30 protein-coding genes are annotated in these 26,766 nt (G+C 31.2%); 8 read left to right on the forward strand and 22 right to left on the reverse strand.

The genetic code is table 11. The annotated features are described in order from the left end of the window. The first annotated feature begins 288 nt into the window (after window positions 1-288). The 8 genes from AC061E_RS11750 (at window position 289) to AC061E_RS11785 (ending at window position 8,996) form a co-directional block, all read left to right on the forward strand. Complete coding sequence (locus AC061E_RS11750; RefSeq protein WP_478286409.1) at window positions 289-1,143, forward strand: CvfB family protein; 855 nt, start codon at window positions 289-291, stop codon at window positions 1,141-1,143. Window positions 1,144-1,864: 721 nt separating this feature from the next. Beyond that, entirely contained in the window at window positions 1,865-2,695 is an 831-nt protein-coding gene (locus AC061E_RS11755) for a 1,4-dihydroxy-2-naphthoyl-CoA synthase (RefSeq protein WP_478286410.1), read from the forward strand. Window positions 2,696-2,768: 73 nt separating this feature from the next. Further along, window positions 2,769-3,290, forward strand: a complete 522-nt coding sequence (locus AC061E_RS11760; RefSeq protein WP_478286411.1) for a PH domain-containing protein — start codon at window positions 2,769-2,771, stop codon at window positions 3,288-3,290. Further along, a complete protein-coding gene (locus AC061E_RS11765; RefSeq protein WP_478286412.1) occupies window positions 3,290-4,801 on the forward strand; it encodes a PH domain-containing protein in 1,512 nt (503 codons plus the stop codon). Before AC061E_RS11760 ends, AC061E_RS11765 begins: the two co-directional genes overlap by 1 nt. Window positions 4,802-4,849: 48 nt before the next feature. Further along, entirely contained in the window at window positions 4,850-5,812 is a 963-nt protein-coding gene (gene menA / locus AC061E_RS11770; protein WP_221916944.1) for a 1,4-dihydroxy-2-naphthoate octaprenyltransferase, read from the forward strand. Between the two features lie 30 nt (window positions 5,813-5,842). Further along, window positions 5,843-6,520 carry a metal-dependent hydrolase gene (locus tag AC061E_RS11775; RefSeq protein WP_478286413.1) on the forward strand — a complete coding sequence of 226 codons (678 nt, stop codon included), beginning with the start codon at window positions 5,843-5,845 and terminating at the stop codon, window positions 6,518-6,520. Window positions 6,521-6,674: 154 nt separating this feature from the next. Continuing rightward, complete coding sequence (locus AC061E_RS11780; protein ID WP_478286414.1) at window positions 6,675-7,910, forward strand: tetratricopeptide repeat protein; 1,236 nt, start codon at window positions 6,675-6,677, stop codon at window positions 7,908-7,910. 39 nt (window positions 7,911-7,949) lie between these two features. Continuing rightward, on the forward strand, window positions 7,950-8,996 hold the full coding sequence (locus tag AC061E_RS11785; protein ID WP_478286415.1) for an o-succinylbenzoate synthase: 1,047 nt from the start codon (window positions 7,950-7,952) through the stop codon (window positions 8,994-8,996). Between the two features lie 20 nt (window positions 8,997-9,016). On the opposite strand, the gene AC061E_RS11790 is transcribed toward AC061E_RS11785, so the two are convergent. The 22 genes from AC061E_RS11790 to AC061E_RS11895 form a co-directional block, all read right to left on the reverse strand. Next, on the reverse strand, window positions 9,017-9,493 hold the full coding sequence (locus AC061E_RS11790) for a nuclear transport factor 2 family protein (protein WP_478286416.1): 477 nt from the start codon (window positions 9,491-9,493) through the stop codon (window positions 9,017-9,019). Window positions 9,494-9,663: 170 nt separating this feature from the next. Next, window positions 9,664-11,697 (reverse strand): OmpA family protein, encoded by a 2,034-nt coding sequence (locus tag AC061E_RS11795; protein ID WP_478286417.1) that lies wholly within the window; start codon window positions 11,695-11,697, stop codon window positions 9,664-9,666. An 82-nt stretch (window positions 11,698-11,779) separates the two neighbouring features. Then, window positions 11,780-13,558: an Ig-like domain-containing protein gene (locus tag AC061E_RS11800; RefSeq protein ID WP_478286418.1), complete on the reverse strand. Its 1,779-nt coding sequence runs from the start codon at window positions 13,556-13,558 to the stop codon at window positions 11,780-11,782. 345 nt (window positions 13,559-13,903) lie between these two features. After that, complete coding sequence (locus AC061E_RS11805; protein WP_478286419.1) at window positions 13,904-14,248, reverse strand: hypothetical protein; 345 nt, start codon at window positions 14,246-14,248, stop codon at window positions 13,904-13,906. 1 nt (window position 14,249) lies between these two features. Next, on the reverse strand, window positions 14,250-14,597 hold the full coding sequence (locus AC061E_RS11810) for a hypothetical protein (RefSeq protein ID WP_478286420.1): 348 nt from the start codon (window positions 14,595-14,597) through the stop codon (window positions 14,250-14,252). A gap of 48 nt (window positions 14,598-14,645) precedes the next feature. Beyond that, window positions 14,646-14,972 carry a YtxH domain-containing protein gene (locus AC061E_RS11815; protein WP_478286421.1) on the reverse strand — a complete coding sequence of 109 codons (327 nt, stop codon included), beginning with the start codon at window positions 14,970-14,972 and terminating at the stop codon, window positions 14,646-14,648. Between the two features lie 31 nt (window positions 14,973-15,003). Then, entirely contained in the window at window positions 15,004-15,156 is a 153-nt protein-coding gene (locus AC061E_RS11820) for a lmo0937 family membrane protein (RefSeq protein WP_144890608.1), read from the reverse strand. A 37-nt stretch (window positions 15,157-15,193) separates the two neighbouring features. Next, window positions 15,194-15,346, reverse strand: coding sequence for a lmo0937 family membrane protein (locus AC061E_RS11825; RefSeq protein ID WP_478286422.1), 153 nt, complete (start codon window positions 15,344-15,346; stop codon window positions 15,194-15,196). A gap of 25 nt (window positions 15,347-15,371) precedes the next feature. After that, window positions 15,372-15,995: a porin family protein gene (locus AC061E_RS11830; protein WP_478286423.1), complete on the reverse strand. Its 624-nt coding sequence runs from the start codon at window positions 15,993-15,995 to the stop codon at window positions 15,372-15,374. A gap of 338 nt (window positions 15,996-16,333) precedes the next feature. Continuing rightward, entirely contained in the window at window positions 16,334-16,519 is a 186-nt protein-coding gene (locus AC061E_RS11835) for a CsbD family protein (protein ID WP_478286424.1), read from the reverse strand. Window positions 16,520-16,710: 191 nt separating this feature from the next. After that, window positions 16,711-17,598, reverse strand: a complete 888-nt coding sequence (locus AC061E_RS11840; protein WP_478286425.1) for an MlaD family protein — start codon at window positions 17,596-17,598, stop codon at window positions 16,711-16,713. A gap of 17 nt (window positions 17,599-17,615) precedes the next feature. Then, window positions 17,616-18,371 carry an ABC transporter ATP-binding protein gene (locus AC061E_RS11845; protein WP_478286426.1) on the reverse strand — a complete coding sequence of 252 codons (756 nt, stop codon included), beginning with the start codon at window positions 18,369-18,371 and terminating at the stop codon, window positions 17,616-17,618. A 1-nt stretch (window position 18,372) separates the two neighbouring features. Then, window positions 18,373-19,164, reverse strand: a complete 792-nt coding sequence (locus AC061E_RS11850) for an MlaE family ABC transporter permease (protein WP_478286427.1) — start codon at window positions 19,162-19,164, stop codon at window positions 18,373-18,375. 54 nt (window positions 19,165-19,218) lie between these two features. After that, window positions 19,219-19,692, reverse strand: a complete 474-nt coding sequence (locus AC061E_RS11855) for a hypothetical protein (protein WP_478286428.1) — start codon at window positions 19,690-19,692, stop codon at window positions 19,219-19,221. A gap of 486 nt (window positions 19,693-20,178) precedes the next feature. After that, on the reverse strand, window positions 20,179-20,652 hold the full coding sequence (locus AC061E_RS11860) for a Dps family protein (RefSeq protein ID WP_478286429.1): 474 nt from the start codon (window positions 20,650-20,652) through the stop codon (window positions 20,179-20,181). Between the two features lie 285 nt (window positions 20,653-20,937). Beyond that, window positions 20,938-21,273, reverse strand: coding sequence for a DUF892 family protein (locus tag AC061E_RS11865; protein ID WP_478286430.1), 336 nt, complete (start codon window positions 21,271-21,273; stop codon window positions 20,938-20,940). 157 nt (window positions 21,274-21,430) lie between these two features. Continuing rightward, window positions 21,431-21,625, reverse strand: coding sequence for a hypothetical protein (locus AC061E_RS11870; RefSeq protein ID WP_478286431.1), 195 nt, complete (start codon window positions 21,623-21,625; stop codon window positions 21,431-21,433). A 134-nt stretch (window positions 21,626-21,759) separates the two neighbouring features. Further along, window positions 21,760-22,194 (reverse strand): response regulator, encoded by a 435-nt coding sequence (locus AC061E_RS11875; protein WP_478286432.1) that lies wholly within the window; start codon window positions 22,192-22,194, stop codon window positions 21,760-21,762. After that, complete coding sequence (locus AC061E_RS11880; protein ID WP_478286433.1) at window positions 22,191-24,659, reverse strand: ATP-binding protein; 2,469 nt, start codon at window positions 24,657-24,659, stop codon at window positions 22,191-22,193. Before AC061E_RS11880 ends, AC061E_RS11875 begins: the two co-directional genes overlap by 4 nt. A 2-nt stretch (window positions 24,660-24,661) precedes the next feature. Further along, a complete protein-coding gene (locus AC061E_RS11885; RefSeq protein WP_478286487.1) occupies window positions 24,662-25,222 on the reverse strand; it encodes a helix-turn-helix domain-containing protein in 561 nt (186 codons plus the stop codon). A gap of 383 nt (window positions 25,223-25,605) precedes the next feature. After that, on the reverse strand, window positions 25,606-26,085 hold the full coding sequence (locus AC061E_RS11890) for a hypothetical protein (protein WP_478286434.1): 480 nt from the start codon (window positions 26,083-26,085) through the stop codon (window positions 25,606-25,608). A 4-nt stretch (window positions 26,086-26,089) separates the two neighbouring features. Beyond that, complete coding sequence (locus AC061E_RS11895) at window positions 26,090-26,764, reverse strand: peptidoglycan DD-metalloendopeptidase family protein (protein WP_478286435.1); 675 nt, start codon at window positions 26,762-26,764, stop codon at window positions 26,090-26,092. Window positions 26,765-26,766 lie beyond the last annotated feature (2 nt).

Consider the following 26,766-nt stretch of genomic DNA (forward strand, 5'->3'; position numbering starts at 1 on the left):
GTCATAGTGTTGTAAAGAAGCTTACAATAACAAAAACTTCATAAAAAGTTGCTTCTGTTGTTTAAGTTATGAAAACGATATTTCCTAATCTAGCCCCGATGGAAGTGAGTATCCCACGCTTTTGGGCGTGGATACTGCGTACAGCGGGACTGCACGTGATGAAACAACGAAGTTGGGTGCTCCTAAAAAGGAAAAGAGGAGCTATTTCCGTATTAGTTTTTTTGTGGACGGTTTCTTAATATCCTACTTTCAAACTTCGTACCTTTGCACTTTACAAAATACAACATAATGATTGAAATAGGAAAATACAATACGCTAACGATATTACGTGATACCAAAGTGGGTTTGTTTTTGGGAAATCCAGAACAAGATCCAGAGGGAATTCATGACATTTTGCTTCCCAACAAATACGTTCCCAACGAATTTGAGATAGGTGAGGAGTTGATCGTGTTTGTGTATTTGGACCATGAAGAAAGACCAGTTGCTACCACTCTGGAACCTTATATTTTATTGAATGAGTTTGCACTTTTGCGTGTTAATTATACCAATCAAATAGGAGCGTTTATGGATTGGGGAATGGAAAAGGATATTTTGGTTCCTTTTAAAGAGCAGGCGCGCCCTATGGAAAAAGGAAAACGCTATCTGGTGTATCTTTATATGGATGAAAAAACCAATAGATTAGTCGCTTCTAGTAAATTGAATCAGTTTTTGAAAAATGAAAACCTAACTGTCGAAAAAGGAGAGGAAGTTGATTTGATTGTGTCGCATATTACGGAGTTGGGAATCAATGTGATTATCAATGAAAAATATAAAGGATTGATGTACAAGGATGAAGTGTATGATGATGCCATTCGAACGGGAGACCGCATGCGTGGTTACATTAAAACAATCAGGCCAGATAATAAAATTGATGTTTCTTTACAAATACAAGGATATCAAAGTATTGAACCTAATGCCGAAAAAATTCTGGATGAACTGCGTGCAAGCAGAGGTTTTTTGAGGTTGACTGATAATTCTCATCCCGAAGACATTAAAACGGTGTTGAAGATGAGTAAAAAAACCTTTAAAAAAGCAATTGGTTCTTTATACAGGGAGCAATTGATTGAAATTAAGGAAGACGGAATTTATTTAATTAAAGAGTAAAAAAAAGAAAGACTAATCTATAAAGGTTAGTCTTTCTCTTTTTAATACTACAATAAAAAAATAGTACAAGTATTAAAATGTAATGATGGTTGAAAGAAACTTTATATGCATGCTCATCAATAGTATTTAAGCCTATTTTTAAGATGTAACAGCGACATTAGTTGCTTCTGACCTCTTTTGTTGATATGTTCAACTCATTGCACTAACGTGAAAAATAGTTTCGCGGTACGACCTTGGTTTGTCTTTAATAGATTTAGATTATTTTCTATAAAATATTTTTAAAACTGTTTTGCACAGCAACAACAAGAAAAATAATACTTTGGTTAAACCTCAGGTGCTACTTTATTTTTACTACGACTAAGATTAATGATTTGTTCATAGATTCTTTGCTCTGGAATTCTGAAAAAATAAAGCGAATAATTTCCTTAGAAAAAAGAGCGGTAACATTTTTAATGGTAAACAATACATTCTTTTTTTAGGTTAATAACTCAGTGAAGTATAATTAAGAAAATCAACTTTGAAGCTTGTAATAAGATGATTAACTTATTATAAAGTTAAAAAATAGTATGCTAATAACCATTAAGAATATCGTTTTTTTTCTGATTTTTAACATTTTAAATCCTTTCATCAGAGAATTATTACCATAAGCTTATTCAAAATAGACTAGATATAATGTAAAAAATGATTTATTTTTACACTGAAATAATTTAAAACAATTACCATGGATTGGATTACTGCCAAAGAGTACGAAGATATCACCTATAAGAAATGTAACGGCGTTGCAAGAATTGCGTTTAACAGACCTGATGTACGCAATGCTTTTCGACCAAAAACTACTGCCGAATTGTACAATGCTTTTTATGACGCCCAAGAAGACACCTCAATAGGTGTAGTTTTGTTGTCAGCCGAAGGACCATCTTCCAAAGATGGCGTGTATTCTTTTTGCAGTGGTGGTGATCAAAACGCACGTGGCCATCAAGGTTATGTGGGTGATGACGGGCAACATCGTTTGAATATTTTAGAAGTACAACGATTAATTCGTTTTATGCCAAAAGTAGTTATTGCTGTAGTGCCAGGATGGGCAGTAGGTGGAGGGCACAGTTTACATGTAGTGTGCGATATCACACTTGCTAGCAAAGAGCACGCTATTTTTAAACAAACCGATGCGGATGTAACTAGTTTTGATGGAGGTTATGGATCAGCATATTTGGCTAAAATGGTAGGTCAAAAAAAAGCTAGAGAAATTTTCTTTCTAGGACGTAATTATTCGGCTCAAGAAGCTATGGATATGGGTATGGTGAATGCTGTAGTCCCTCATGCTGAATTAGAAGCTACGGCTTACGAATGGGCACAAGAAATTTTGCAAAAATCGCCTATGGCTATCAAAATGTTAAAATTTGCTATGAACTTGACAGATGATGGAATGGTGGGGCAACAAGTATTTGCTGGTGAAGCTACTCGATTGGCCTACATGACAGAAGAAGCTAAAGAAGGTAGAAATGCATTCTTAGAGAAAAGAAAACCAAATTTTGAAAAAAAATGGTTGCCATAAAAAGTTTTAAATTTTAGGTTTTCAAGACGAAAACCTAAAATGTTACACTTTAAAATTGAAAGAAAATAAAAAAATGCAAAACTTTTCGAACGAAATAATTGATACCGATTTACTCCCAAAATACGAGGAAGTAATTTTTACAAAATTGCATCCCAAATATCTTTTTGTGGTGGCAATCAAGGTTGCTATTTTGATTATTGCACTAATTGCAGCTCCTTTTATTTATTTGTATTTTGCACCAGATGGTTTTTCAGGTAGAATATCATTTTTATTAGGTTTAATGTCTCCATTTGTATTTCTATTTATCGTTTTATTTGCGCTGCTTAGTTTTAGAAAAAAAGGTTTTGCATTTAGAGAGCATGATGTTTTGTATCGATATGGAGTTTTGGCAACCAATACAATCATAATTCCTTATAATAGAGTGCAACATGTAGCCTTACATGAAGGATTTATATCTGGTTTTTTTGGCTTAGCCGAAATAGAAATATTTACAGCGGGCGGAAGTTCTAGTGATATTCAAATACCCGGAATTGAAAAGGAACAAGCCGAAAATATCAAACAATTATTGATGGTTAAAATTCAAAAACAACTGTAATGGATGTAAGTTTTAGTGCGCCGCAAAGACAATCTCCAGTGGGAGTGTTGGTGTTGTTTTTTTATGCTTTACAAAAAAATACTCGCGCTTTTTGGACGCTAATTGTAGTATATGTTTTTAAATTCAAGGAGCTAAATGTTTTGTACTTGGTTACAGGTATTGTGTTGTTTTTACTTTTGATAGGCGTTATATCTTATTTGAAATACCGCAGTTTTACCTTTTTTTTAGATGCTAAAAAAGAAGAATTTATTATCTCTGATGGGATTTTAAACAAAACCAAAACTGCCATACAACTGGATAAAATTCAACAAGTAAACATTAATCAGTCTTTTATTCAAAAATTAATTGGTGTTTATGAATTGCATGTAGATACGGCTGGAAGCTCCAAAAAAGAGGGTAATATTAAGGCTATTTCTCATGAAGTGGCGTTAGAATTAAAATCGCGTTTGCTTGAGCAATCGGCTTTAAAAACAAGTCAAGATTTAGATATAAATTCAAACCTTGCTGATAAAGAAGCAGAAGTAACTGAGGCACCTTTTGTAACCATAGGGTTGCTGAGTTTGTTAAAGTTAGGAATTACCTCAAACTACGGTAAAACAATAGGATTAATTATCATTTTTGGAAGCACTATTTATGAAAATTTTAGAAAATTCAGTGAGAGTGATTCCGTGTATCAAGAACAGGTTAATTCTTATGTTGATAAAGGTTTAGCTTCTCAATCTCTTGTAATTGGTTTTGTATTTGTACTAGCAGGTGTATTGGTACTGAATATTGCACGTGTAATTATTCAATATTTTGGGTACACAATTGCACGTCAAAAAAATTCTATGTTATTGTCTTATGGATTATTCAATTCTAAAAGCACCATTCTTAAGCCTGAGAAAGTCCAAATTACAACCATTAAAAGAAATTTTTTCCAAAAAAAGCTCGGTATATTAGAATTAAGAATAAAACAAGCTATTAGCGGTACTGCCGAAGATAGAAAATCTATCATTGAAATTCCAGGATGTAGTGATTTAGAGAGCAGGTCGGTTTTACAATTATTGTATGATCAAATACCTGAAAAAGGTTTAGCCTTGAAGCCTAATTTTAGAGTGTTAGCTGTAGCGTTATTGTTGTATATCCTTCTTCCTGTTTTATTGTTCTACGCCATAGGATCTTGGTTGGAACCCGCTGCATTTGACTTTGTATATTTAGTTCCTGTTTATGTAATTTTTATAGGTTTACTACAGTATTTTAAATTCAAAAATAATAGATTGTTCATTCATGATAATTTTATCATCAAACAAAGTGGTGGTTGGGATATCAGCACGACAATTATCGAGCCTCATAAAATACAAGCCATTTCAACATCGCAATATTTTTGGCATAAAAAATTAGATCTTGGTTCTGTCATTTTGCACACTGCTGGAGGAACTATTTCATTCCAGATGGGTAATTTTACAATATTAAAAAGTAAAGTAAATTTGTGGTTGTATCGAATGGAAAAGTCCGATAGCAACTGGATGTAAAAGAAAAACTCAATTCATAAGTGATTGAGATTTAAATAAAAAATAATTATGAAACATTGGATTGAGGCCGCGCGTTTACGCACATTGCCATTATCAGTATCAGGAATAATCGTAGGAAGTATGTATGCTCTTGCAAATCCTACCGAAAATATTTTAACACCTACTGAAGTTTTTAGTTGGGCCATTTTTGGCTTAGCGCTTTTAACTACTTTAGGATTGCAAGTACTCTCTAATTTTGCTAACGATTATGGTGATGGCGTTAAAGGAACCGATAATGAGGATAGAATAGGGCCTAAACGCGCTATACAAAGTGGTGTAATTACACCACAAGCCATGAAAAAGGCAATTATTATTACTTCAATAGCCACATTGATAGCTGCTATATTATTAATTTATGTGTCCTTTTCAGATACAAATATTTTCTACTCCCTATTTTTTTTAGTACTAGGGGTAGCCGCAATTATTTCGGCCATTCGTTACACGGTAGGAAAATCCGCTTATGGCTACCACGGTTTGGGAGATATATTTGTGTTTATTTTCTTTGGATTAGTGAGTACCTTAGGCGTTCATTTTTTATATACTAAACAATTGGATTTCAATTTGTTTTTACCTGCCATTGCAATAGGATTATTAAGTACCGGTGTTTTAAATTTGAACAACATGCGCGATGAAGCCTCAGACAGAAAATCAAATAAAAATACGATAGTGGTTAAAATAGGTGGAGAAAACGCCAAGAAATATCACTATTTTTTAATTATAACAGCCATGTTGCTTGTTGTAATTTTTGCTGTAATCAGTCAGTACAGACTGGATCAATATTTGTTTATCATAGCTTTTATTCCATTATTAAAACATTTGAAAACGGTTTATAACAATAAGAATCATAAAGATCTTGACCCTGAACTTAAAAAATTAGCCTTAAGCACCTTTGCATTAGCCATACTATTATCAATATGTATGGTTTCTTTTATTCAAGATTTATTTGTAAATTTATTTTTAGGTGGCAGATAATTTAAAAACTAAACTTTTAAAACAATAACAATGAAAATAACATTTTACGGTCACGCATCATTAGGAATAGAGGTTGGTGGCAAACACATACTTGTTGATCCATTTATATCGGCAAATCCTTTAGCAGCCCACATCAACATTGACAGTCTAGCAGCGGATTATATTTTATTAACTCATGCACACGGGGATCATATTCTTGATGTAGAAGCCATAGCTTCAAGAACAAATGCTGTAATTGTATCCAATGCTGAAATTGCAGGATATTATGGTGCAAAAGGTTTTCAATCGCACCCTATGAACCACGGTGGAAGTTGGAAATTTGATTTTGGAAAAGTAAAATACGTAAATGCAATTCACTCCAGCTCTTTTCCAGACGGTTCTTACGGCGGTAATCCAGGAGGTTTTGTCATAGAAGGCGAGCACAAAAATATTTATATCGCAGGTGATACGGCACTTACCATGGATATGAAACTCATTCCATTGCGCACAAAACTTGATTTAGCCATTTTACCAATAGGTGATAACTTCACAATGGATGTTGAGGACGCTATAATTGCATCTGATTTTGTGGAATGTGATAAAATTTTAGGGTACCATTTTAACACTTTCGGTTATATTGAAATCAATAAGGAGGAGTCTATTCGTAAATTCTTCAATAAAGGAAAAGATTTAATGTTGCTAGAAATAGGGAAATCTATTGATTTGTAATTTTTTTAGGAGCTATTTCCTGCTATTCGTTACAATCTTTTATAAAGCCGTAAGCCTAGATGGGCTTACGGCTTTATAAAAGGATTTTCACTGCTATCAGGGCTAGGAAAATACCATTCATAAGTACTAAACGTACTCCTAAACACGTTTTAGAATGTCATGTTATCCATTATTTTATTTTACCATGCGATATAAAAAGCTATTTGTTTTTGTTCTATTCTTGCTTTCTTTCCACATTATTTTTGCACAACAAGATGGTTATTGGGATAAAACCCGAGCTACATCAGAAGAAATTACGGTATCTGCACGAGACAGAATCATCATCAAAACCCAAGATTTTCCTGAGGGAACCACTGAGGTTGTTTTTAGAATTACCCTCTTAGACAAAAACCAGCAAATGGCTGGAAGTTTGGTTTCAGTTTTAAAATCAATTCCAGATCCTACAGGAATTAGTCAAGGATCAGCAGGAGCTGTTTTTATTTTGTCTAAAATTTCAGGAGACGATACCTGCAAGTATGCCATATTTACAAGTGCCGATGCAGCGGCACAGTATCAAGAAAACGGAAAAACAAATAACGCTTGTTTAGTACAAGATAAATCCGTTAGTAAAGATGCCAAGCGTCTTTCAACAGACAAATCGTCTTGCATGCAAGGCAATAAAAGCAACTTATGGTTTGGTTTTGAAAGTAAAAACTGGATTATGAACCAGAAAATAATTTTAGAAGTTGTGCCTTGGGTTAATAAAAAGTTAAGTAGGGGCTGGACAATTGAAAACAGAAAGTCGATTATTGATCAATGTAAAACATCAAACTTGGCTCAAAAAATGAGTAATTCTGATGATTTTTGTGTTTGTATATTAGATAAAATTCAAACTAAATACACCTTTTCCGAGTTTCAAAAATTGTTAGCTGTAGAGCGTGCAAAAGCGTATAAAGATTTTGGTACTAGTTGTTTTGGCGAAAGCAACCTTTCGACTGCTGTTTATGAAGACTTAAGAAAACAAGCTGCTGGATTAGCAAAACAAGGCAAACATGGTGAAGCCATACAAAAAATGACTACTATTATCAATGATGGAAAAGCTTCAGCGCTGGATTATAATAATCTAGGATACAGTTATCTGGTGACAAAACAATATGCAAAGGCATTGAAATTTTTAAAAGAAGGGCAAAAAAAGGATGAAACAGAATTGTTAATTCAGCTTAATTTGGCGCATGCGTATTTGTTAAACGAAAATTTTTCATTGGCCAAAGCCATTTATAAACAATACCAAACTCAAAATGTAACGGATAGTTTGAGTTGGACACAAAAAATTAAGCAAGATTTTGATGCCTTTAAAAAATCTGGAATCGTTTCTACTGATTTTGATAAAGTTTTAAAAATAGTAGATTAAATCAATCAAGATCTTCACTTACACCAAAAAAAAAATATTTTGAAAGCAACCTATCACAAATACATTCTTAATTTTAAACGCCCATCAGGCACTTCTCGGGGTGTAATGAACGATAAAGAAACTTGGTTTATAGTTTTAGAACAAGATGGCAAAAAAGGAATTGGTGAGTGTGGTATTTTACGTAGTTTAAGTATTGATGACCGGCCTGATTATGAAGAAAAATTAAAGTGGACCTGCGAAAATATTCACTTAGGAAAGGAAAAACTATGGGAAGCTTTATTAGAATTTCCTTCTATTCAGTTTGGTGTAGAAATGGCTTTTCAATCTCTAGAGAGTGACCATTCTTTTGTGTTATTTCCATCTAAATTTACTGCTGGCAAAGAAGCAATTGTAATAAATGGATTGGTATGGATGGGTGAGGAGCAGTTCATGAAAAAGCAAATAGAAGAAAAGCTGTCTGATGGTTTTAAGTGTATTAAACTTAAAATAGGCGCTATAGATTTTGGTGCAGAACTACAATTACTTAAGTTTATAAGAGATCATTTTACACCTGAGCAAATAGAAATTCGGGTTGATGCTAATGGTGCATTTGCTGTAGAAAACGCTTTAGATAAGTTACTACAACTTAATGAATTTAAGATACATAGTATTGAACAGCCAATTCAAAAAAATCAAATTGAAAATATGACAGAGCTGTGTGAGAAAACTCCATTTCCTATAGCGCTAGATGAAGAGTTGATAGGAGTTTTTTTGAAAGAGGATAAAGAGCAATTATTACTTCAAATAAAGCCACAATATATTATTTTAAAGCCAAGTTTTATAGGCGGTTTCAAAGGCACTCAAGAATGGATAGACTTGGCTGAAAAGCATAAAATAGGGTGGTGGATTACCTCTGCACTAGAGAGTAATATTGGATTAAATGCCATAGCACAATGGACATTTGAGAAAAATAGTGCTTTGCCACAAGGATTAGGAACTGGAGCTTTGTACACTAATAATTTTGATTGTCCGCTTGATGTTGCAAATGGTCATTTGTGGTACAAACCCAAAACCGATTGGGATTTTGACTTTTCAAAATTGGTATAGAAAATGGAAAGTAAATGGCACTATTTTGTATTTTTAGCAATATACTTTCGAAGCGATTCTTGAGCTTGTTGTTGAATTTTACCTTGAAAAAACCCTGTCCATCCTAACAAAAATCCAGTTATTCCAAAGGCTTGCTTAGACCATTTATAGAGGTCAAAATCATCTGTATGCTTTATAATTAAACCGTCTTTAAATTGAAATTGAGCAATAATTTTGTTGATTACAGTTCTATTTGTTTTGCTAAATAAATAGGTAGCTTGCCAGTGTGCTGATCCAGTAAACTCATTTGCTTTGCAATCAGAAAAAATCACTTTTAAATTTCCGTTACTTCGTTCTAAAAGCATTTTCCACATTTGGCAAACATCATTTTCTTTTAACAAACCAAAAACTGGATCACGAAATTCAATTTTAGAATGATAGCATTCACACATCGTTGAGGCATCAGCATTAACAAAAGCAGTGTAGAATTTTATAATTGTATTTTCGTTAGCAGTCATGGTGTTTAATTTTAGTAAATCTATTAAATTTATCGTTAAACTACTATATATTTTCTTCAAAAAATATTTAGAAATCAAATCAAACTGTTTTTATAAAAAAAAAGAGGATAGACTTTTAAGTTTCTATCCTCAATTTGAAATTAGTAAATGGTATTCTATGGTATCGAACTTTATTTGACTACCGGAATGATATCAATTATTACAGTTCTATTATAAAAACGTTCTTCAGGAGTCTTGTTATCAAATGGAGACTTGTTTTCATTTTCACCATACCCAGATACATCAAATTTAACATCGTTTCTGCCCATTTTTTCTAAGCTTTTTTGAAGTATGTTTTTGACATCATTTGCACGAGCTATTGATAAATCTAGATTATAAGCCTCTTCACCAATAACATCTGTATGACCTTTAATAATAACGGTTGCACCAATAGGAATTTTAGGTGTAACTATTTCAGTAAGATATTTATCATAGATTGATATTGCTTTAGATGTATTAAATTCATAGATGATGCTGTATCTTGTACCTTCTTCCATTTTTGCAGGAGTCCAAAGAACGATATGAACCGGAGTTTCTTTCTCTACAATTTTACCGCTTTTAGTTTGACCAATCATTTTTACTTTAAAATGACCTTCAGGACGGCTACCTAGTATCATTTTTCCCGGTATGCTTACCTCATCTTTAGTATATGGTCCAAAAGACTGAATTTTTCCTTGCTCATTAGTGGTTTGTAAAGACCAAGATGATAGCGCCTCTGTAGCTCCTTTGTTATTAAAAGTAACATAACTTTCAATTGGTGCTTCTTGAGATGCAATAATCTGTACCGGTTTTAGTGGAGCGTCAGGACCGCTTTGAAATTCCATCAATAAATCAGCGGAATTACTTTCAATAGAAACTCTTCGATCTCCTTCACGAAGTAACACTAGTTCTAATGTTCCTCCAGGTTGTTCTGATGGGATATTTGGTTTATTTTGACCTTTAGTAGTAATTCTAGAGGCATTTATTGTAAATACATTTATCAAATACGTTTTAACAGATTCAGCCATTGCTAGACCATCTGAATTGTCATTATTTGACGAACCTACCAAAGTGATTGAAGCTGAAGGATTTTTTTGCATACGATCTCCTAGGATGTTCAGTACGTTATAATAAACCGTCATTTGACGTTTTGAACGATCTGATAAATTTTTTGGAGCAAATGTTTCTAATTGGTCTTCTTTGAAGTCTTTTACTTGATTTTTCGTTAATACAACATAACGATTTGTAATTTCTGTAGACCCTTCATTAAAGAAAACATAGTTTCTAAGTGGAAAAATTTCGGTCATTCTTCTTTCTCCAGGAATATTTCTAGGAGAATTTACTGAGAACTGTACTTCAGGATCTTTAACTAAATCCGTAGCTTCTAAAGTTTCTTTTCCTTGACCAAATTTAAGCGCAACACCAGCTCTAACGGTAGTTATATTCCAGGTTTCTGTAGCACGTGGATTTTGACCAAAATAAGGTTGGAACGAAACAAAAGGGGATAATACAAACTGTGTTTTGTTACGCACCGATGAAAGTGGAATATCATAACCAGCGCCTATTTGCATGGACAAAATGGTTTCTTCAATTTCACTAAATTCACCTGTTACAGCAGCAGAAGGTGCTTGATTGGGGAATGCTGGATTTATACCTAACTGATATGTAAATGATTTGTCAATGTTGAATGCCAATCTTGGTCCTCCATAAAGATAAAAATTAGATTTAAATGGTGCAAAACGTACACTTGGCTCTATTGTAAAATAACTTAAGTCGGTTGATAAATCTGCTGGACAATCACACGCTGTTTTTACTTGGTCAAACGAGCTTTCTCGATTATCAAATCCTGCCTGAAGCATCACGCCCCATCTTGAACTTGCAGGACGATATTCAATTAATGGTGCAATAAAAAGAGCTGCTCCATTCCCATCATGAAAAGTAGCAGGAGGTGTAAAACTGGCATTCAGCTGATTAGTTGAACCTCTGTAAAAGTTAAAATTGGTACCACCTGCAACACCAAAGAACCAAGAAGGTTTACTGTACTTAACTGCTGGAAATTCCTGTGCTTGTGCAGTTGTTTGAGTACCCAACCATGTCAAAGAGACTAATAAAAGTCCTTTAAAAGAAAGGTTAGTAGGAGACCAAGAATTACTTGGTCCCTTTTTTGAAAAATGTATATTGTTCATATTTTATTTTTTTTATTTTTTAATGAATCTATTCCTTAGAGTGATATACGAGTTTGATTCTAAAATTTGTGTCGTTAAATGCTTAATTAGTGGGTACGTTAATAGTTGTATTTACCATTGTTACCGAAGCTACTAGTGAAATTGCTCTACCATTTAATACTGTTAAAAACGGATTTGTACTATTAGCAGGAGACGACAAAGTCACCCCAGAGTTGGCTATAATATTTCCTACCATAACTCCACCACCAGCGTAATTAATAACTGCTGCAGTTCCTACATACCAATACACATTATTAGGATTACCAACACCATTTAAAAAGGTAACACTACTTGGCGTTGAATCACCTACTGTTAAAGAAGATGGTGCTTGAAAGTACCATTTAGCATTGGGATCCCCATTTGCATTTAAGGTAAGGTTTCCGTTAGTAATGCTAAAAGAGCTTGAAGCGGTGTAAATACCAGGAGCTAATATTAATCCTCCTAATTCACCAGCGCCAGGATTAGCAACACCCCCAGGCATAGAAGCTGGAGAAATACTGTTGTAGAGATCTCTTGCTGCATTTAATCCTGCTAATGCTGCAGCTGCTTTTGTTGCATTTCCTGGCGCTGGAGCATCTGTAAATATTCCATCAGTTACAATTCCGTTATTTAATGGGGTTACAGTATATACATCACCACTTGTACCATCAGTAAAACCTGTTATTAAGGTTGCAGCAGCAGTTGTACCGATAGCACCGTTGATTACAGTTAATAATCCTTGATTTGTTATTCCTGCATTCCCACCAAAAACTCCAAAGAACAAACCACTTGTGATAACAGGAGGTGTTACTACAACATTTGAGGTTGTGAAATTCCAAACATAGTTACTAGCTAATGGAATACCGGCTGAACTTTTAGCACCTGTTGTTATTGTTGCTGTATAAACAAGTCCAGGATTAAGAGCATTTACTGGATTAAATGAAGCTGTAGTACCTCCAGTATACAGTACAGCGCCCGTAATTACTGTAGTTCCTTGTCTTAAAGTAAAAGTCGTTGTGTTTATAGTTAGCGGATCCATAGCAATGCTAAAGTTTGCAGTAAGTGTTTTGTTTAAATCAACTCCTATAGCGTTATTAAATGGATCAGTAGCTGTAACTGTTGGAACAGGAACGGTTGTAAAATTCCATACGTAATCAGCAGATAGAGGTGTTCCTTGCAAACTTTTAGCACCTGATGTTATAGTAATTGTATAAACAGTATTAACAGTTAAAGGATTTGTAGGTACAAAAGAAACGGTTGATCCAGAATAAGCAATTGCACCTGCGATTGTGTTCGTACCTTGTTTAACTGTAAATGTTGAATTATTTATTGTCAAAGGATCCATTGGAACACTAAAAGTTGCCGTTATTGTTTTATTAAGAGCAACGTTATTTTGATTGTTTGTAGGATCAGTAGTTATTACAACAGGAACAATAATCATTCCAGTAGAAAATGTCCACACATAATCTGTTTGTAGTGCATTACCCATTGCATCTTTCACTCCAGTTGTAACCCTACCAGTAAAGGTAGTATTCGGACTTAGAGGATTGGTAGGAGTAAACCTTGCTGTTCTTCCGCTGTACGTTATTGAACCAGAAACTACCGTGCCATCTGCTTTTGAAATAATTAAAGTAGAGGAGTTGATGGTTGAAGTATTTATCTCTTCATTGAAAGTGACTGAGATAATTTGATTAAAAGGTACGCTTAGAGCTAAATTATTAGGAACGGTAGATTCTACAACTGGGCAAACACCTACTGTTTCTACAAAATCGTCTTCTGCACAACTAGAAATTAATGCAATAAACAGTATTGCAAAGAGTAATAGTAAATTTTTAGTTTTCATTTTTTTAATTTTTAAGGATTAAGTATTCTACATAGCAAAGGTTGTTATGTTATTGGCTTAAAGAGTTATACAATTAAATAATGAAGTAGTAAGATTAACTTATATTCGCAAATTTTTAAGGTATTAAAATCAGCAAAGGCAGTATAGAATGTTGTGATTGTATTTACGGTATCCGTGTTGGTCTTGAATTAGAAAAGCTATTGTATTTGTTATAAAAGATGGTCGTGTGTTTTTAATTACAAATTAAAAACCTATTGGACAATTTGATGTAATAAAAAAGAGGATAGCTTTTTGGGCTATCCTCTAGTGAATATTTAAATCTTTATATAAAAGTTTCTGTCAAGATTACTTGTCTTGAGTAAAATTCTCAGCTTTTTTACTTACAAAGTTGGTTATTGCAAATTGTAAAATAGTACCGAGAACCTTTGTAATTGGATTATGGGTAGAACCTAATAATACTTTTTTTGATAAGTATCCTGATGAAATACCAATAATACTGTTAAGTAAATTACCTTTAAACTCAGAAGTTTTTGTTAACTGTCCAAAAGCATTTTTTATAAGGTTTACAGGTTGTAAACTTTCATAAGTAACATGATATTGATCTTTAAGCTGTATAAGTTCAAAAGCTTGTTTTTCCTTTAATAATTGAATAGCTTCTTTTAGCATCTCTGATTCAGTATTCGTTTTCATATTAACTGGTTTTAAGCATTTTGACAATTATTAAATTACTGATAGGCATTTTTATCCATTTATCTTTAAAGTAATATAGTAAAACTGTTATTACTAGATAAAAGGCGCCAACAATAAAAAAACCATAATAAACTTTACCTACAAGCTCGCCCACCCATAACGAAAGCCCAATGTTTGAAAGAAAAACAAACATTGCAAAAACAACACAAATTGCCATTCTAGAGATCAATGATGAAACCACATCAGCTGTTTTATCAATTACTTGAAGTTTAGCTAACTCTATTGAAGTTTTAGTGTAATTCTCTGCTCTTTCAAAAAGCATTTCTATTGATGATGCATTGTTTTCCATTTTCCTGAAATTTATATCAAAATTATTTTTTTAAAGAAGTAATACAAATTATATTGAATTAATATCCTTTTTTACTTCATTAAAAGATGCTTTACCATGAGCCAAGAGATCTTCACCATCGTGTTTTACTTCATTCATTTTAGATTTGCCCTCAGCAACAAGTTTCTCACCTTCTGCCCAAATTTTTTCATATTTTTGAGTAATAGTACCCAAAATGTTGTCCAATTTGTATTTCAATTCGTCAGCATAATCATTGCTTTTGTCAGCAATTTTTTTTCTTGTGTTATCACCTTTATCTGGTGCAAACAAAACTCCTAATAATGCTCCTACAGCTACTCCGCCTAAAACTCCTAATATTATTTTATCTGATTTCATAATGTAAATTTTTAAAGTTATAATTGTTAATTTATACGTTTCTACCTGAAATTAGCCTAAACAATATTGCTATTACAGCAATTACCAATAAGACATGAATTATTGAACCTACGCTAAAAGCAAAGAATCCGATTGCCCAAAAAATTACCAAAATGACTGCTATTGTATAAAGAAGATTACTCATATTTTATAGTTTTAATGATTAGAATTAATAAGGAATATTATATTTTTCTACCAGAAATTAATCTGAATAGTATAGCTATAAGCGCTAGAACAAGAAGAATGTGAATGATGGATCCAACACTGTAAGCAAAAAAACCGATTGCCCAAAAAATCACTAAAATAACGGCTATTGTATAAAGAAGATTACTCATGATAGGTATTATTAATAGTTAAAAATTAGTTTAATCTTAGACCTACGTACGCACTAAATACACTGTTTTTTGCATCAGAAGATGTAAAACTATCATCTTTACCAATCTTAGTCAACCCGTAATTATAACGAACACCAAAGTTTACCACGTCTAAATCAAAACCTAAACCTCCTGAAATCCCCGCATCAAATTTATTGAAATCATCAGTATCTAATGTACGAACTGATGAACCAAGATTAGAATCGTTTGTTGTTTTACCGCTAACCATGTATGCTAAATACGGACCTACTTGTACATTGAAATTATCAGTTAAATTAGCAACAAGTAAAATAGGCACCTCTATATAATTAATATTGAATTTTGCTGTTCCATTTACTCCAAAACTGTTATACACTAATTCAGATCCTTTTGTAGTGTAGCTAATCTCAGGTTGAATTGCGATACTGTTTGTAATAGGAAACTTAGCGTACAAACCTGCATTGAAACCTGTTAAAACATTGTTATCATCAACGGTATCTGTATATAAGTTTGAAAAGTTTAGACCTCCTTTAAAACCAAAAGCTGGAGTTTTTTCTTGCGCCTGTATTCCTGTGAATGATAATAGCCCCAAAGCTATTGATGTAAAAATTAAATTTTTAGACTTTTTCATTGTATTTGTTTTTTATTGATTTGTATGTTACAAAGGTCAATAATTAACATTGTGTAGTTGTTACATTACTTTTAAAGAATGTTTCAAGATTCACACCTTAGAATCATTACGAATTGGTTTTTTCTAAAATTTTGAAAAACAGTGTTTAAATAAAAAAAATGCAAGTTTTAAAACTTGCATTTTTTTAAGATATTTTATTTTTAAGATCAACTCAACAAAAAATATTCATTTTAATTTTACATTTTCGATGTACTTTATATTTTAACCTAAAGGATTTCATAAAAAGACTATGAATTTATACCTGCTATATTACTTATTTTTAAGTGTTTTAAAAAGAATTATAAGGATTGAAATATGACAATTAGTTCCTCTCTTGTTTTGCCTAATTTTTCTTGGTATTTCTTAAGTATTTCTTCATTCTTAGTTTCTGAAAATATTGATTTATTGTTGGTTAAAGCAACGAATTTTTTTTTCAACTTTTCCTTTTGTTGTTCCCAATTTCCCTCTAAATCATTTGAATTCATACTTTTGATTATTAATAGTGAAATTTTCTTCACTTTACAAAGTTGTCAAAATTTAAACCAACTTAGTTATATAACTATTGCAAATTGTTGTGATTTTCACTGATTTGTAAACTAACTTAGAGTTTTTACATTATTTTATTCAAAATAGTTTTAAATTTCTAAAATTGGCTTGGGAATCAATAACAGATGGGTTATTTGTTTAGTGAATCATTTTTTGGATCTATTTTCAATGCTTTTTTCATTTCTGTTTCTTCAATTTCTTGTGCTTCTTCCATTTTTTTATCTTCTTCTTTTTTCTTTTTGTTAAAAAAACCTCTCAGTAAAAAATTATGTTTTGCAGCCTCAATAACTTCATTTAATCCTTTTGTTGCTGTTTTTACATTGGTTAAAGATGAATCTATTGTATTACCCATTCGCTCATTATTAATAAGTTTTGACAAAGCACCTTTTCCATTATTCATATTTTTCGTGAAATTTTTAAACTCTGTTGTGCTTTCTTCTAAGTTGGCAACTAAATTATTCACGCTATTCCCAAATTTTTTATCCGAAACTAATATTGATAAAGCTCCATCACCATTATTCATACTGGAACTAAATTGTGCTAATTCAGCAGTTATCAGTCCAGCATTATCTACACTTTTCTTAACACTTACCATCAAATCCTCCATTTCAATAGCTTTTTTTGATTTAATGTAATCCTGATCATTAATCAATATATTCGATTTCTTTCCTGAGGCTATTGTTAAGACTTTATCGCCCATTAAACCATCCGAATTGATGCTTGCCAAAGCATCTTTCTTAATGTATTTGCGGACTTCCTCTTTGATTACCATCTTAATTACTACTGAAGTATCATTGAGGAATTCAATATCTTCAACAGTTCCAATATTTATTCCTGATAATCTAACATTGTTACCCACTGCAAGTCCATTTACGGAATTGAATTTTGAATACAATTCTATAGTTGATCCAAATAAGTTTTTTTGTTTGCCTACAAAATATATTGTCCCTATAAATAAAAATAGTCCAACTAGTACAAACATGCCTAACTTCCATTGGTATACTGATTCTTTCATCATGGTTTTTAATTTTTAATTTAAATAAAAAAGGAACGAACCCATTCATCTTCACTTTTTTCTAGTTCATCATATGTTCCTTTTACATGTACTACACCATCTTTTAAAATTAAAATTCTATCAGCCGTAAGTCTTGCACAAGGCATATCATGAGTTATTATTATTGCTGAGGTCTTATTTTTATGTCTGAGTTCTAAGATTAGTTCACTTATTTCTCTAGACGTAATTGTATCAAGTCCTGTTGTAGGTTCATCATATAAAATTATTTCTGGTTTAAGAATTAAGGTTCTTGCAAGTCCTATTCGCTTTCTCATTCCACCAGATAATTCCGAGGGCATTTTATCTATTGCTTCATTCAATCCTACACTTTCAAGCACTTCTAAAACATGTTCATTAATTGCGTCTTTTTTTAATGTAGTATCATGTCTTCTTAAAGTAAAAGAAAGGTTTTCTCGCACACTCATAGAATCATATAAAGCAGCATTTTGAAATAGAAATCCAATACGAGTTCTAATTTTATTTAATTCGTTGATTTCTAAAGAATTGATTTCTTGGTTAAATACAGTAATAGCACCACCGTCTATTTTAATAAGTCCAACAATACATTTAATAGTAATTGATTTTCCTGATCCGGATTTCCCTAGAACTACAAGATTTTCTCCTTTGTTTAAATTAAATGTAACTCCTTTTAAAACTTCATTTGTACCAAAAGTTTTGTGCAAATTTTTAATTTCAATTACAGTTTCTCTATTTTGAAGGGGGTCATTTTTTTTCATATCAAAAAAATAAATCAGTTACCTGAACTGCCAGCATATCAATTATAAAAATGGTTAGCGAGGCGGTAACTACTGCAGAATTTGCAGCTTTACCAACACTTTCTGTACCATTTTCAGCATTATATCCTTTATAGCAGCCTATCATGCCAATAAAATATCCAAAGAAAAAAGTTTTGATAGTAGCGGGAAATATATCCACAAACGTAATAGACTCTAGAACTTGTGATATATAGCGTTGTATATTTACCTCCCCATGTATGTTTATCCCCATATACCCTCCAATTATTCCTATTCCATCAGCATAAATTACAAGCAAAGGAATCATTAATGTGGTCGCCATAATTCTTGTAACGACTAAATATTTGAAAGGATTGATTGCTGAAACTTCCATGGCATCAATTTGTTCTGTTACTTTCATTGATCCAAGTTCAGCTCCTATTCCTGATGCTACTTTACCAGCACAAATTAAAGCAGTAATTACAGGTGCAATTTCCCTGATTAATGATAGTGTAACCATACTAGGCAACCAAGATTCAGCTCCAAATTTTGCCAAAGTTGGTCTTGATTGTAAAGTAAGAACTAAGCCCATAATGAATCCAGTAATAGTAACCAATGGCAAAGATTTATATCCTATTATGTAACATTGTTTAAGTAACTCTTTGAATTCATAAGGAGACCTAACGGCTTCTTTAAAAAAACGAATTGCAAATTCTGTAGCTTTACCCACCTCAATAAAACTTTCATTGAGATAACTACTTAGTCGTTCTTTTTGTATCGTTAATGATTGGTTCATTGCTTTCTTTTTGTGTTTTACTGAATTAAAAATTTAAAACAATTCAACTTTATTTTAAAAACTCATATTTGTTTTAACTAATAGACTATCTCCCAATCCTTTGATTTTGTCATGTTGATTTGTTAGTAGTATTTGTTGCTGTTGTAAAATTTTACTCAGTTTTTTTGGAATAAATTCAGTACTGTTAGTCAATGATTTTTTATATACTTTGAGTATTTCAAACTCAGTGTATTCCAATCTGTTTAAGACTTCTTCTTTATCTTTTATGAAATTATTTATTTTGATGTTTTCCCAAATAATATCCATAAAATTAGTTTTACGAGAATTATATTTTGGAGAAGTATTAATTTTTTTTAGTTCAAAAATCAAATCATCATTGAACTGATTACTAGTTCTTTCAAACTCATTGAACAATTGAATTAAATCATGTTCAAACAATGCTTTTTTTGCATTTTGATATGCAATAACCCTATCTTTATGGGATGCTATTAAATGATTTATTACATCAATAGATATTTTAATATCCATATTTTATCATTTTGATTATGTTATTTATTTTCCAGGCTTTATATTATAGAATATTCAAAAAAATCTCAAAACAATATAATTCTCTTTGCAAAATTCCAATAAATACATACAAATCTTGTTATACAACTTTATTGAAAAGTTGCAATATTTACTGTTAATCTTTTTTGGTATAGATGTGAAATAATTACTAATCTTAAACACAATAGATCCTTTTTTAGAATAATTTATTCCGTTTATTTATAAAAAAAGGCTGTTGTTTCCAACAGCCCAAACTAACCAAAACCCAACCTATTTTTAACTACATAACTTTTTTATAAAAGGAATGTGTAATTCTTATTTAAACAAATTTTAAAGTGTTTGTATTTACTGAAACTGTATTTTTTACAGTGTTAATATGCCTTTGAGAAGGAGCTGTTTTTCCTACTCTACAGTTACTATTTGATGGTTTTAAAACCTCATTTTTGGAATTAATCATAATTTTTTTATTTATTCTAAATATCTTCTTAGTTTCCAAGACATTGTTTCATGATCTTTCATTAATCCTGTAAGAAAATCAGCTGTTCCAGCATCGTTATTTTTACTGTCACAGGTATCAATATCTTCTCTTATTTGTATTATTAATGTTTCATGATCTTTAACAAGTTCTTGTAACATTTCTTTTTGAACTGGATACACATTAGGGGATTCTTTTATAACAGATAGTTTACTAAACTCGCTCATAGTACCAATAGTTTTTCCACCTAATTTGCTAATGCGTTCTGCAGTTTCATCAATAGATGCTTCAAGTTGAGTATATTGAGATTCAAATAATTGATGTAATTCCATAAAACTTTGCCCTGATACATTCCAATGAAATTTTCTAAGTTTTATGTACAGAGTCATTTCATTTGCTAAAAGCGAAGCCAAAATGGATATACTACTCTTTAAGTGTTCTTCGGTGATTCCAATATTTAGTTTCATAATGAGTTTTTTTTAGTAATTATTGATCGATATTTAGTGGTCCTTTATTGTTTGTAATCAAAAATTAAATTCTTTACAAAGATGAATATTGTATATCAATATGGTATTACATTATTATTTCAAAAAGTTATATGATTTACATTTTTTATTATAAAACAGTATTATCGTAATTTAATGTTGTTGAGTTCTTTACTCTTTTAAATTTATTAGCTTTAGATAAATATTTACTTATAATATGTTTAAAAAATCTTTAGTGCGGCAAGTCAATAATCAATTTGATATTAATTATGGAGTATTATTTTGGTTTTCATATAAAGAGGCGTATTTCAGAATGATACTTTTTTCTCCAATAGAAATAAAAAAATCTTCAAGGCGCTGAATGTGATTTTTTGTAAATTGTAAATGAGTTGCAAGTGCCTCCGAAATTTCTTTACTATCAGCTTTATGAATCAATATAGGTATCGATATTAAAAGAGATTTTTCATTAAAATATATGTCTTGTAATTCCTCAAGATACATATTGCGACAGGTTTGAATTTTAGGTCCTATAAACGTAGAATCACTTTTTTTTGAGTAGGTATTATTTAATTGTTTAAGCATTTTAATTTTAGAATTTCTCATATTATGAATTGTTAGAAATTTTATAAAAAACTTTTTTTGCTATATTTAAAATAACATATTAAAAATAAAAGACCTTATGATTCAATTGGGAGCTTTGAAAATAGTACACTAAAACCATTTTTTAGGAGTTAGTGTAAGTTTACCAAGTTAGAACAACTTAAGATTCGTCTTTTGTAGTACGAACTAAGTTTATTCCTGAAATAAAAAATACAGCGCCTAGAATACCGTATATTAGTATGGGTTTTATTGCTTCAAAATCAGAGTTTGCTGATGAAAATAATACTGCCGCATAAATTAAGCCGCCTATTCCTAGGACGGTTAATATTGTTCCAAAAAATCTTTTTATGTTCATTGTTTAATAATTTATTAAAAACAAAAGTAGTAGGAATGTATACTAGAATTATTGTACAATTATTTTAATAATTTATATCATTCACACAAGAAAGTTTGTAAAATTTCATTAGTAAAGATTAGAAAACAGGAATTTTACATTCTATCCATGTACCATTTAAGTTCTTTTTCTAATTTTTGATACTTAAAAATAGTAGAAATTATTTTTTCCAATCGTAAAAAAGCAGTTTCACTTTTTACTACATAATCAAAAGCTTTGTGATGCATACATTGAACGGCCACCTCAATCTTATCCTGAGATGATAACATAATGACAGGTATGTTCGAGTTGATTTCTTTTATTTTATCTAGTGTTTGTAAGCCATTCATAGCACCTTTAATAATTCCATCTAACTGAAAATCAAGTACAACTAAATCTGGTGAATGGTTTAAGTTTTCAATGCATTTTTCACCAGTAGGGTAGGTCTCAATTAAAAAATTAGTATTCTGATTAAATTCAATTTCTAATGATTTTAAAAACAAAGCATCATCATCTACCAGAAAAATTTTAATTTTATTTTCGTTTATCACTTTTTTGTATTTTTTATTATATTTAATTCTTCTTCTAATTCTCCACAAGCTTGTAAACAAATTTGTTCCAATTGTAACACTAAAGCATCAATTTCATTTAATTGTTCCTGTGAATTTGCAAACTCCTGAATTCTTTTAGCGATATCTTCAAAGTCGGTACTAATTCCCATGATGGAAAATGAGGGAATCATTTTATGAGCTGCCGCGGCCAATAATTGCCAATTTTGTTCTGCAAAACTTTGTTTAATCGTATTTATTAATGTGGGTGTTTGAGCAAGATATAAATCAATCATTTCCATCATAAGTTCTGGATTTGACTTTGTTCTTTGATTTAAATACACCAGGTCAATACACCGTATCTTTTTTACAGTAGTTTCCATATTTTCGTTCAATTTTGCTGATAATTTTGCTAGTTTCGGCTTTTTAAGAATGCCAACAATTTTACTATACAAAAGCCTTTCGTCAACAGGTTTTGCAAGATAGTCATTCATTCCTACAGCTTTACATTTATCTAAATCTACCGTTGTAACATCAGCTGTTAATGCAATTATAGGTATTTGTGACTGCATTTTTTTTCGTATGTATTCTGTGGCTTCAAATCCGTTCATTTCTGGCATTTGTAAATCCATTAAAACAATATCATAGGCTTTATTTTTTAGCATTTCAATAGCAATTTTTCCATTTTCGGCAACATCACGATCAAATCCAAAATCATCTAAAACAGTTTTCATCAACAATTGGTTCAATGCAATGTCTTCAACTACCAGTACTTTAATATTCTTAATTTCCGAATCCAGTTCTAGTAAATCATTTTCTAGTGCAGCATTAGCATTTGTTTTTTGAAAACTTAAAGAAAAACTAAAATTTGATCCCTTTTTAATTGTACTTTTTACTCGAATTTTACCTCCTTGTAATTCAACAAGTTGTTTAACAATCGCCAATCCTAAACCTGTACCGCCATAAATTCTTGAGGTACCGCTTGAAGCTTGATTAAAATTTTCAAAGATATGCTGTAGTTTATCCTCAGGTATTCCAATTCCCGTATCCGAGATAGAGAATTCAATAACCACACGATCATCGTCCTCAAAAATCAGTTGAACACTTACAGTTATTTTTCCTTTTTGAGTAAATTTTACAGCATTATTTACTAGATTTAAAATAATTTGATGCAAACGCACAGGGTCACCCACTAAAACATTTGGAATATTTGAATCGTATTCTTTAACCAGTTTTAAATTTTTTTCTTGAATTTTATTTTCAAATAAATGAAGCATTGATTCTAGCGAGACATTCATTTTGAAGGGTTTTTTTTCAAAAGTCATTTTTCCCGAATCTACTTTGGCAAGATCTAAAATATCATTGATCAAAACAATTAATGCATCACCACTCATTTTTATTGCATTGATATATTCTAATTGTTTTACAGTCAAATCAGTTTTTAAAACAACTTTTGTGAATCCAATAATGGCATTCATTGGAGTCCGTATTTCATGACTCATATTAGATAAGAACTGTTGTTTTGCTTTTACAGCATTTTTAGCAATGATGGCAGCACTTTCGGCATTTTTTTTAGCTTCTTCTGCAATTTCGGTTGCTAGTTCAGCAAATACTCGTGCTTCTATCAAGGCTGACGCTATTCTTTTTTGTTCTGTTACATCTCTTGCTACTATAACTACACCAGCCACTTCTCCTTGAGCATCTTTGTAAACAGAACCGTTAAAAAGAACATCGATTAATTTTCCATTTTTGTGCTTTATGGTAAGTGGCAAATTAGAGACGCTTCCTTTATCAAATACCTCTTTATGAACTTCACGAGCATTCTTTTTTTCGGTAAAATAATCAAAAAAATCAGATCCAGTAAGCTCTTCTCTTGACATTCCAGTACTGTTTACCAAGGCTTGATTCATATCCGTAATTTTACCTTTGGTATTCAATGTAACCAGAGGATCTTGACTAGCCTCAATTAAACTCAAAGTATACTGCGATGCTAAAATTGCAGAGTTATTAAGTTTTTCAAGTTCTTTGTTAAGGCCTTGCTGTTTCTCTTTTTCTTTGTGCGCTTCTTCTAACTCAATAGACCATTTTTGTTTTGAAGTTTCCCGCACAACAATTATTACACCAATTAATTTTCCTACATTATTTTTAAAGGGTGTTCCATTACACAAAATGGGTATTAAATTACCAGCTTCATCTTTAATTTCTAATGCTTGATCGTATAATGATCCTTCTTTGCAAACTATTGATATAAAATTTCGAATTTGCTGAATAGGATTAAAATAATCTTCAAAATTTGAATACAGTATATTTTCTCTGTCTTTACCAATAATTGTTGAAGATGCTTTGTTGAAATCAATAATTTCACCTTTTATGTTTACAATAAAAATAGGCTCTAGTATAGATTCTATTAAGTTTCGGTTATACTGAACCTCGTTATTTTCCTGGACTTCTCCATTTTTGTAATACATATCTATTGGTTTTTATTATGGTTTCCAATTTCTTCAATTGGACTTCTCCTTTTATCTTTTAATTTTTTAAAATGTGAAGGAGATAAGCCGGTCACTTTTTTAAACTGGCTCGAAAGATGGGCAACGCTACTGTAATTCATTTTCCATGCAATTTCAGTGATGTTTAATTCGCCATAAATTATGAGTTCTTTAATACGTTCTGTTTTATGAGAAATTATAAACTGTTCTATTGTAGTACCTTGAACCTCAGAAAATAAGTTGGATAAATAAGTATAATCATGGTTTAACTGCTGACTTAAATAGTCCGAAAAATTAATTTTAATGACCTCAGTAGAGTGATGTACCATCTGTATAATAACATTTTTAATTTTTTCAATCAACATAGATTTTTTATCATCCATCAATTCAAGTCCTGAATCAAGAAGTGCTTCTTTTAAAATTTGTCTTTGCTCCATAGAAATGTTTTCCATGATTTCGACTTCTCCTAAATCAACAACCACAAAATGAAGTTTCAGCTTTTTCAACTCTTCTTTGACAGCAATTTTACAACGATTGCTCACCATGTATTTAATGTATAGTTTCAAATATTTTTATTTAAGGATGAGTTTGTAACATATTTGTTATGTGTAAGTTAGGTTAAATAATTTTAAACAGCCTTTAAATAAATTTAAATATCATAAATACTAATTATTTATAATATTCTTTTTTTGAGATGCTTAAAAATGATATTTAACAACTATCGAAATAATACAATCAAATATTAATTTTCGATATTTTATAATAGTAAAATTATACAAAGCCAGCATTATATTTGTTATATAATTAAAGTGAAAATTTGTAAAATAATTTGAGTGTTTTTTTTTAATAAAATAAATGATAAATCTTGATTTAGAGTAAAATACAAGAATTTAAGAGTGAAAAAGATCTTAAAATGCAAATTGGAAAGTTAATTTACATCAAACGCATCTTTCCAGTCTAATGATTTTATAGAGGAAGTTTTATTGCTGGATGTCATTATGACCCTCAATTCTTTATTGGCAACATTTTTAGAATAAAGTGCTCTGTATCTGAAAAGAACTGAATTTTCATTTTTAATTGCATAAACTTCAATGAGTTTTAAATCCTCAAATGTGCCGTAATATTGCCTAAACCGTTGACAAGTTTTTGTAAGCTTTTCTTGAGTAGTATTTTGAATCACTGATGGTGTTGCTTCATCAGGTGTAAAAGGTTTAAATTTAGAGGTGTTACATGTCATTAAAACACGTCTCCCTAATTCATAGGCTTTGTTTTTTTGAGTTTCATTAATATCACTTATAGCTATTTTTATTGTATTAGAAGCTATTTTAGACTTCGTAGTAGTGCTTTTATTGGTTTTACAGCCAATCACAACTAATAAGATAATTGCAAGAAAAATTAATTTTTTCACTTTTTTATATTTTAAGTAATATATTCGGATCAGGACAGTTGTCTAGATAAAAATCTAAATCTTTTTTACTGCAAACTCCTGGGTAATCTCCATGCATTCCTTGTATATTTTTTATAATTTGAAAGTGCAGGTGAGGGGCATAATCTCCGTTTACAGCAGCTTCTCCTAGTGTTGCAAGCAACTGACCTTTTGCAAAGAAATCACCAACTGTAATATTTTTCAAGCTATTTAGACTTAAATGACCATATAACGTATAAAATAGATGTTCTTCAAGAGCGTGTTCTAGAATTATTGTAGGTCCATAATCTCCTAGACCAGTGTTGTAATTAAAACTATGAACAGTGCCATCAAGAGCTGCTAATACTGACGTTCCTGCTTTTATCCATAAGTCTAGTCCTAAGTGAATGTTCCTTTCTTCAATATTAGGATCATTAAAAATACCACTACGCTTATACAAATCTCTTGTTTCATTGTAACCTCCATAAGCTACTTTAGCATTTTTTTCTAATAAATAATGGTCTATGTAATGCTCAAATTCGGGGGCATTTTTCAATTGTAGGTTTTGAAAATGAGTATTGTCTACTGATAAATCCAGTGGAGTATAATCACTGTATGAAATTGTATTATCAATTACTTTACAATCATTAATATTTTTTAGGATGTTTTCTAGCGGTTGCATAT

This window comes from Flavobacterium sp. GNP011 (assembly GCF_056428925.1).

Excerpts from the sequence above, each read along its gene's own strand:
- AC061E_RS11795 (WP_478286417.1), bottom strand. The coding sequence starts at position 11,697 with ATGAACAATATACATTTTTCAAAAAAGGGACCAAGTAATTCTTGGTCT.
- AC061E_RS11765 (WP_478286412.1), top strand. The coding sequence starts at position 3,290 with ATGGATGTAAGTTTTAGTGCGCCGCAAAGACAATCTCCAGTGGGAGTG.
- AC061E_RS11780 (WP_478286414.1), top strand. The coding sequence starts at position 6,675 with ATGTCATGTTATCCATTATTTTATTTTACCATGCGATATAAAAAGCTA.
- AC061E_RS11895 (WP_478286435.1), bottom strand. The coding sequence starts at position 26,764 with ATGCAACCGCTAGAAAACATCCTAAAAAATATTAATGATTGTAAAGTA.
- AC061E_RS11835 (WP_478286424.1), bottom strand. The coding sequence starts at position 16,519 with ATGAATTCAAATGATTTAGAGGGAAATTGGGAACAACAAAAGGAAAAG.
- AC061E_RS11865 (WP_478286430.1), bottom strand. The coding sequence starts at position 21,273 with ATGAGAAATTCTAAAATTAAAATGCTTAAACAATTAAATAATACCTAC.
- AC061E_RS11840 (WP_478286425.1), bottom strand. The coding sequence starts at position 17,598 with ATGATGAAAGAATCAGTATACCAATGGAAGTTAGGCATGTTTGTACTA.
- AC061E_RS11845 (WP_478286426.1), bottom strand. The coding sequence starts at position 18,371 with ATGAAAAAAAATGACCCCCTTCAAAATAGAGAAACTGTAATTGAAATT.
- AC061E_RS11885 (WP_478286487.1), bottom strand. The coding sequence starts at position 25,222 with ATGGTGAGCAATCGTTGTAAAATTGCTGTCAAAGAAGAGTTGAAAAAG.
- AC061E_RS11830 (WP_478286423.1), bottom strand. The coding sequence starts at position 15,995 with ATGAAAAAGTCTAAAAATTTAATTTTTACATCAATAGCTTTGGGGCTA.
- AC061E_RS11755 (WP_478286410.1), top strand. The coding sequence starts at position 1,865 with ATGGATTGGATTACTGCCAAAGAGTACGAAGATATCACCTATAAGAAA.
- AC061E_RS11870 (WP_478286431.1), bottom strand. The coding sequence starts at position 21,625 with ATGAACATAAAAAGATTTTTTGGAACAATATTAACCGTCCTAGGAATA.
- AC061E_RS11750 (WP_478286409.1), top strand. The coding sequence starts at position 289 with ATGATTGAAATAGGAAAATACAATACGCTAACGATATTACGTGATACC.
- AC061E_RS11775 (WP_478286413.1), top strand. The coding sequence starts at position 5,843 with ATGAAAATAACATTTTACGGTCACGCATCATTAGGAATAGAGGTTGGT.
- AC061E_RS11825 (WP_478286422.1), bottom strand. The coding sequence starts at position 15,346 with ATGAGTAATCTTCTTTATACAATAGCCGTTATTTTAGTGATTTTTTGG.
- AC061E_RS11855 (WP_478286428.1), bottom strand. The coding sequence starts at position 19,692 with ATGGATATTAAAATATCTATTGATGTAATAAATCATTTAATAGCATCC.
- AC061E_RS11760 (WP_478286411.1), top strand. The coding sequence starts at position 2,769 with ATGCAAAACTTTTCGAACGAAATAATTGATACCGATTTACTCCCAAAA.
- AC061E_RS11810 (WP_478286420.1), bottom strand. The coding sequence starts at position 14,597 with ATGGAAAACAATGCATCATCAATAGAAATGCTTTTTGAAAGAGCAGAG.
- AC061E_RS11800 (WP_478286418.1), bottom strand. The coding sequence starts at position 13,558 with ATGAAAACTAAAAATTTACTATTACTCTTTGCAATACTGTTTATTGCA.
- menA (WP_221916944.1), top strand. The coding sequence starts at position 4,850 with ATGAAACATTGGATTGAGGCCGCGCGTTTACGCACATTGCCATTATCA.
- AC061E_RS11850 (WP_478286427.1), bottom strand. The coding sequence starts at position 19,164 with ATGAACCAATCATTAACGATACAAAAAGAACGACTAAGTAGTTATCTC.
- AC061E_RS11880 (WP_478286433.1), bottom strand. The coding sequence starts at position 24,659 with ATGTATTACAAAAATGGAGAAGTCCAGGAAAATAACGAGGTTCAGTAT.
- AC061E_RS11805 (WP_478286419.1), bottom strand. The coding sequence starts at position 14,248 with ATGAAAACGAATACTGAATCAGAGATGCTAAAAGAAGCTATTCAATTA.
- AC061E_RS11820 (WP_144890608.1), bottom strand. The coding sequence starts at position 15,156 with ATGAGTAATCTTCTTTATACAATAGCAGTCATTTTGGTAATTTTTTGG.
- AC061E_RS11790 (WP_478286416.1), bottom strand. The coding sequence starts at position 9,493 with ATGACTGCTAACGAAAATACAATTATAAAATTCTACACTGCTTTTGTT.
- AC061E_RS11860 (WP_478286429.1), bottom strand. The coding sequence starts at position 20,652 with ATGAAACTAAATATTGGAATCACCGAAGAACACTTAAAGAGTAGTATA.
- AC061E_RS11815 (WP_478286421.1), bottom strand. The coding sequence starts at position 14,972 with ATGAAATCAGATAAAATAATATTAGGAGTTTTAGGCGGAGTAGCTGTA.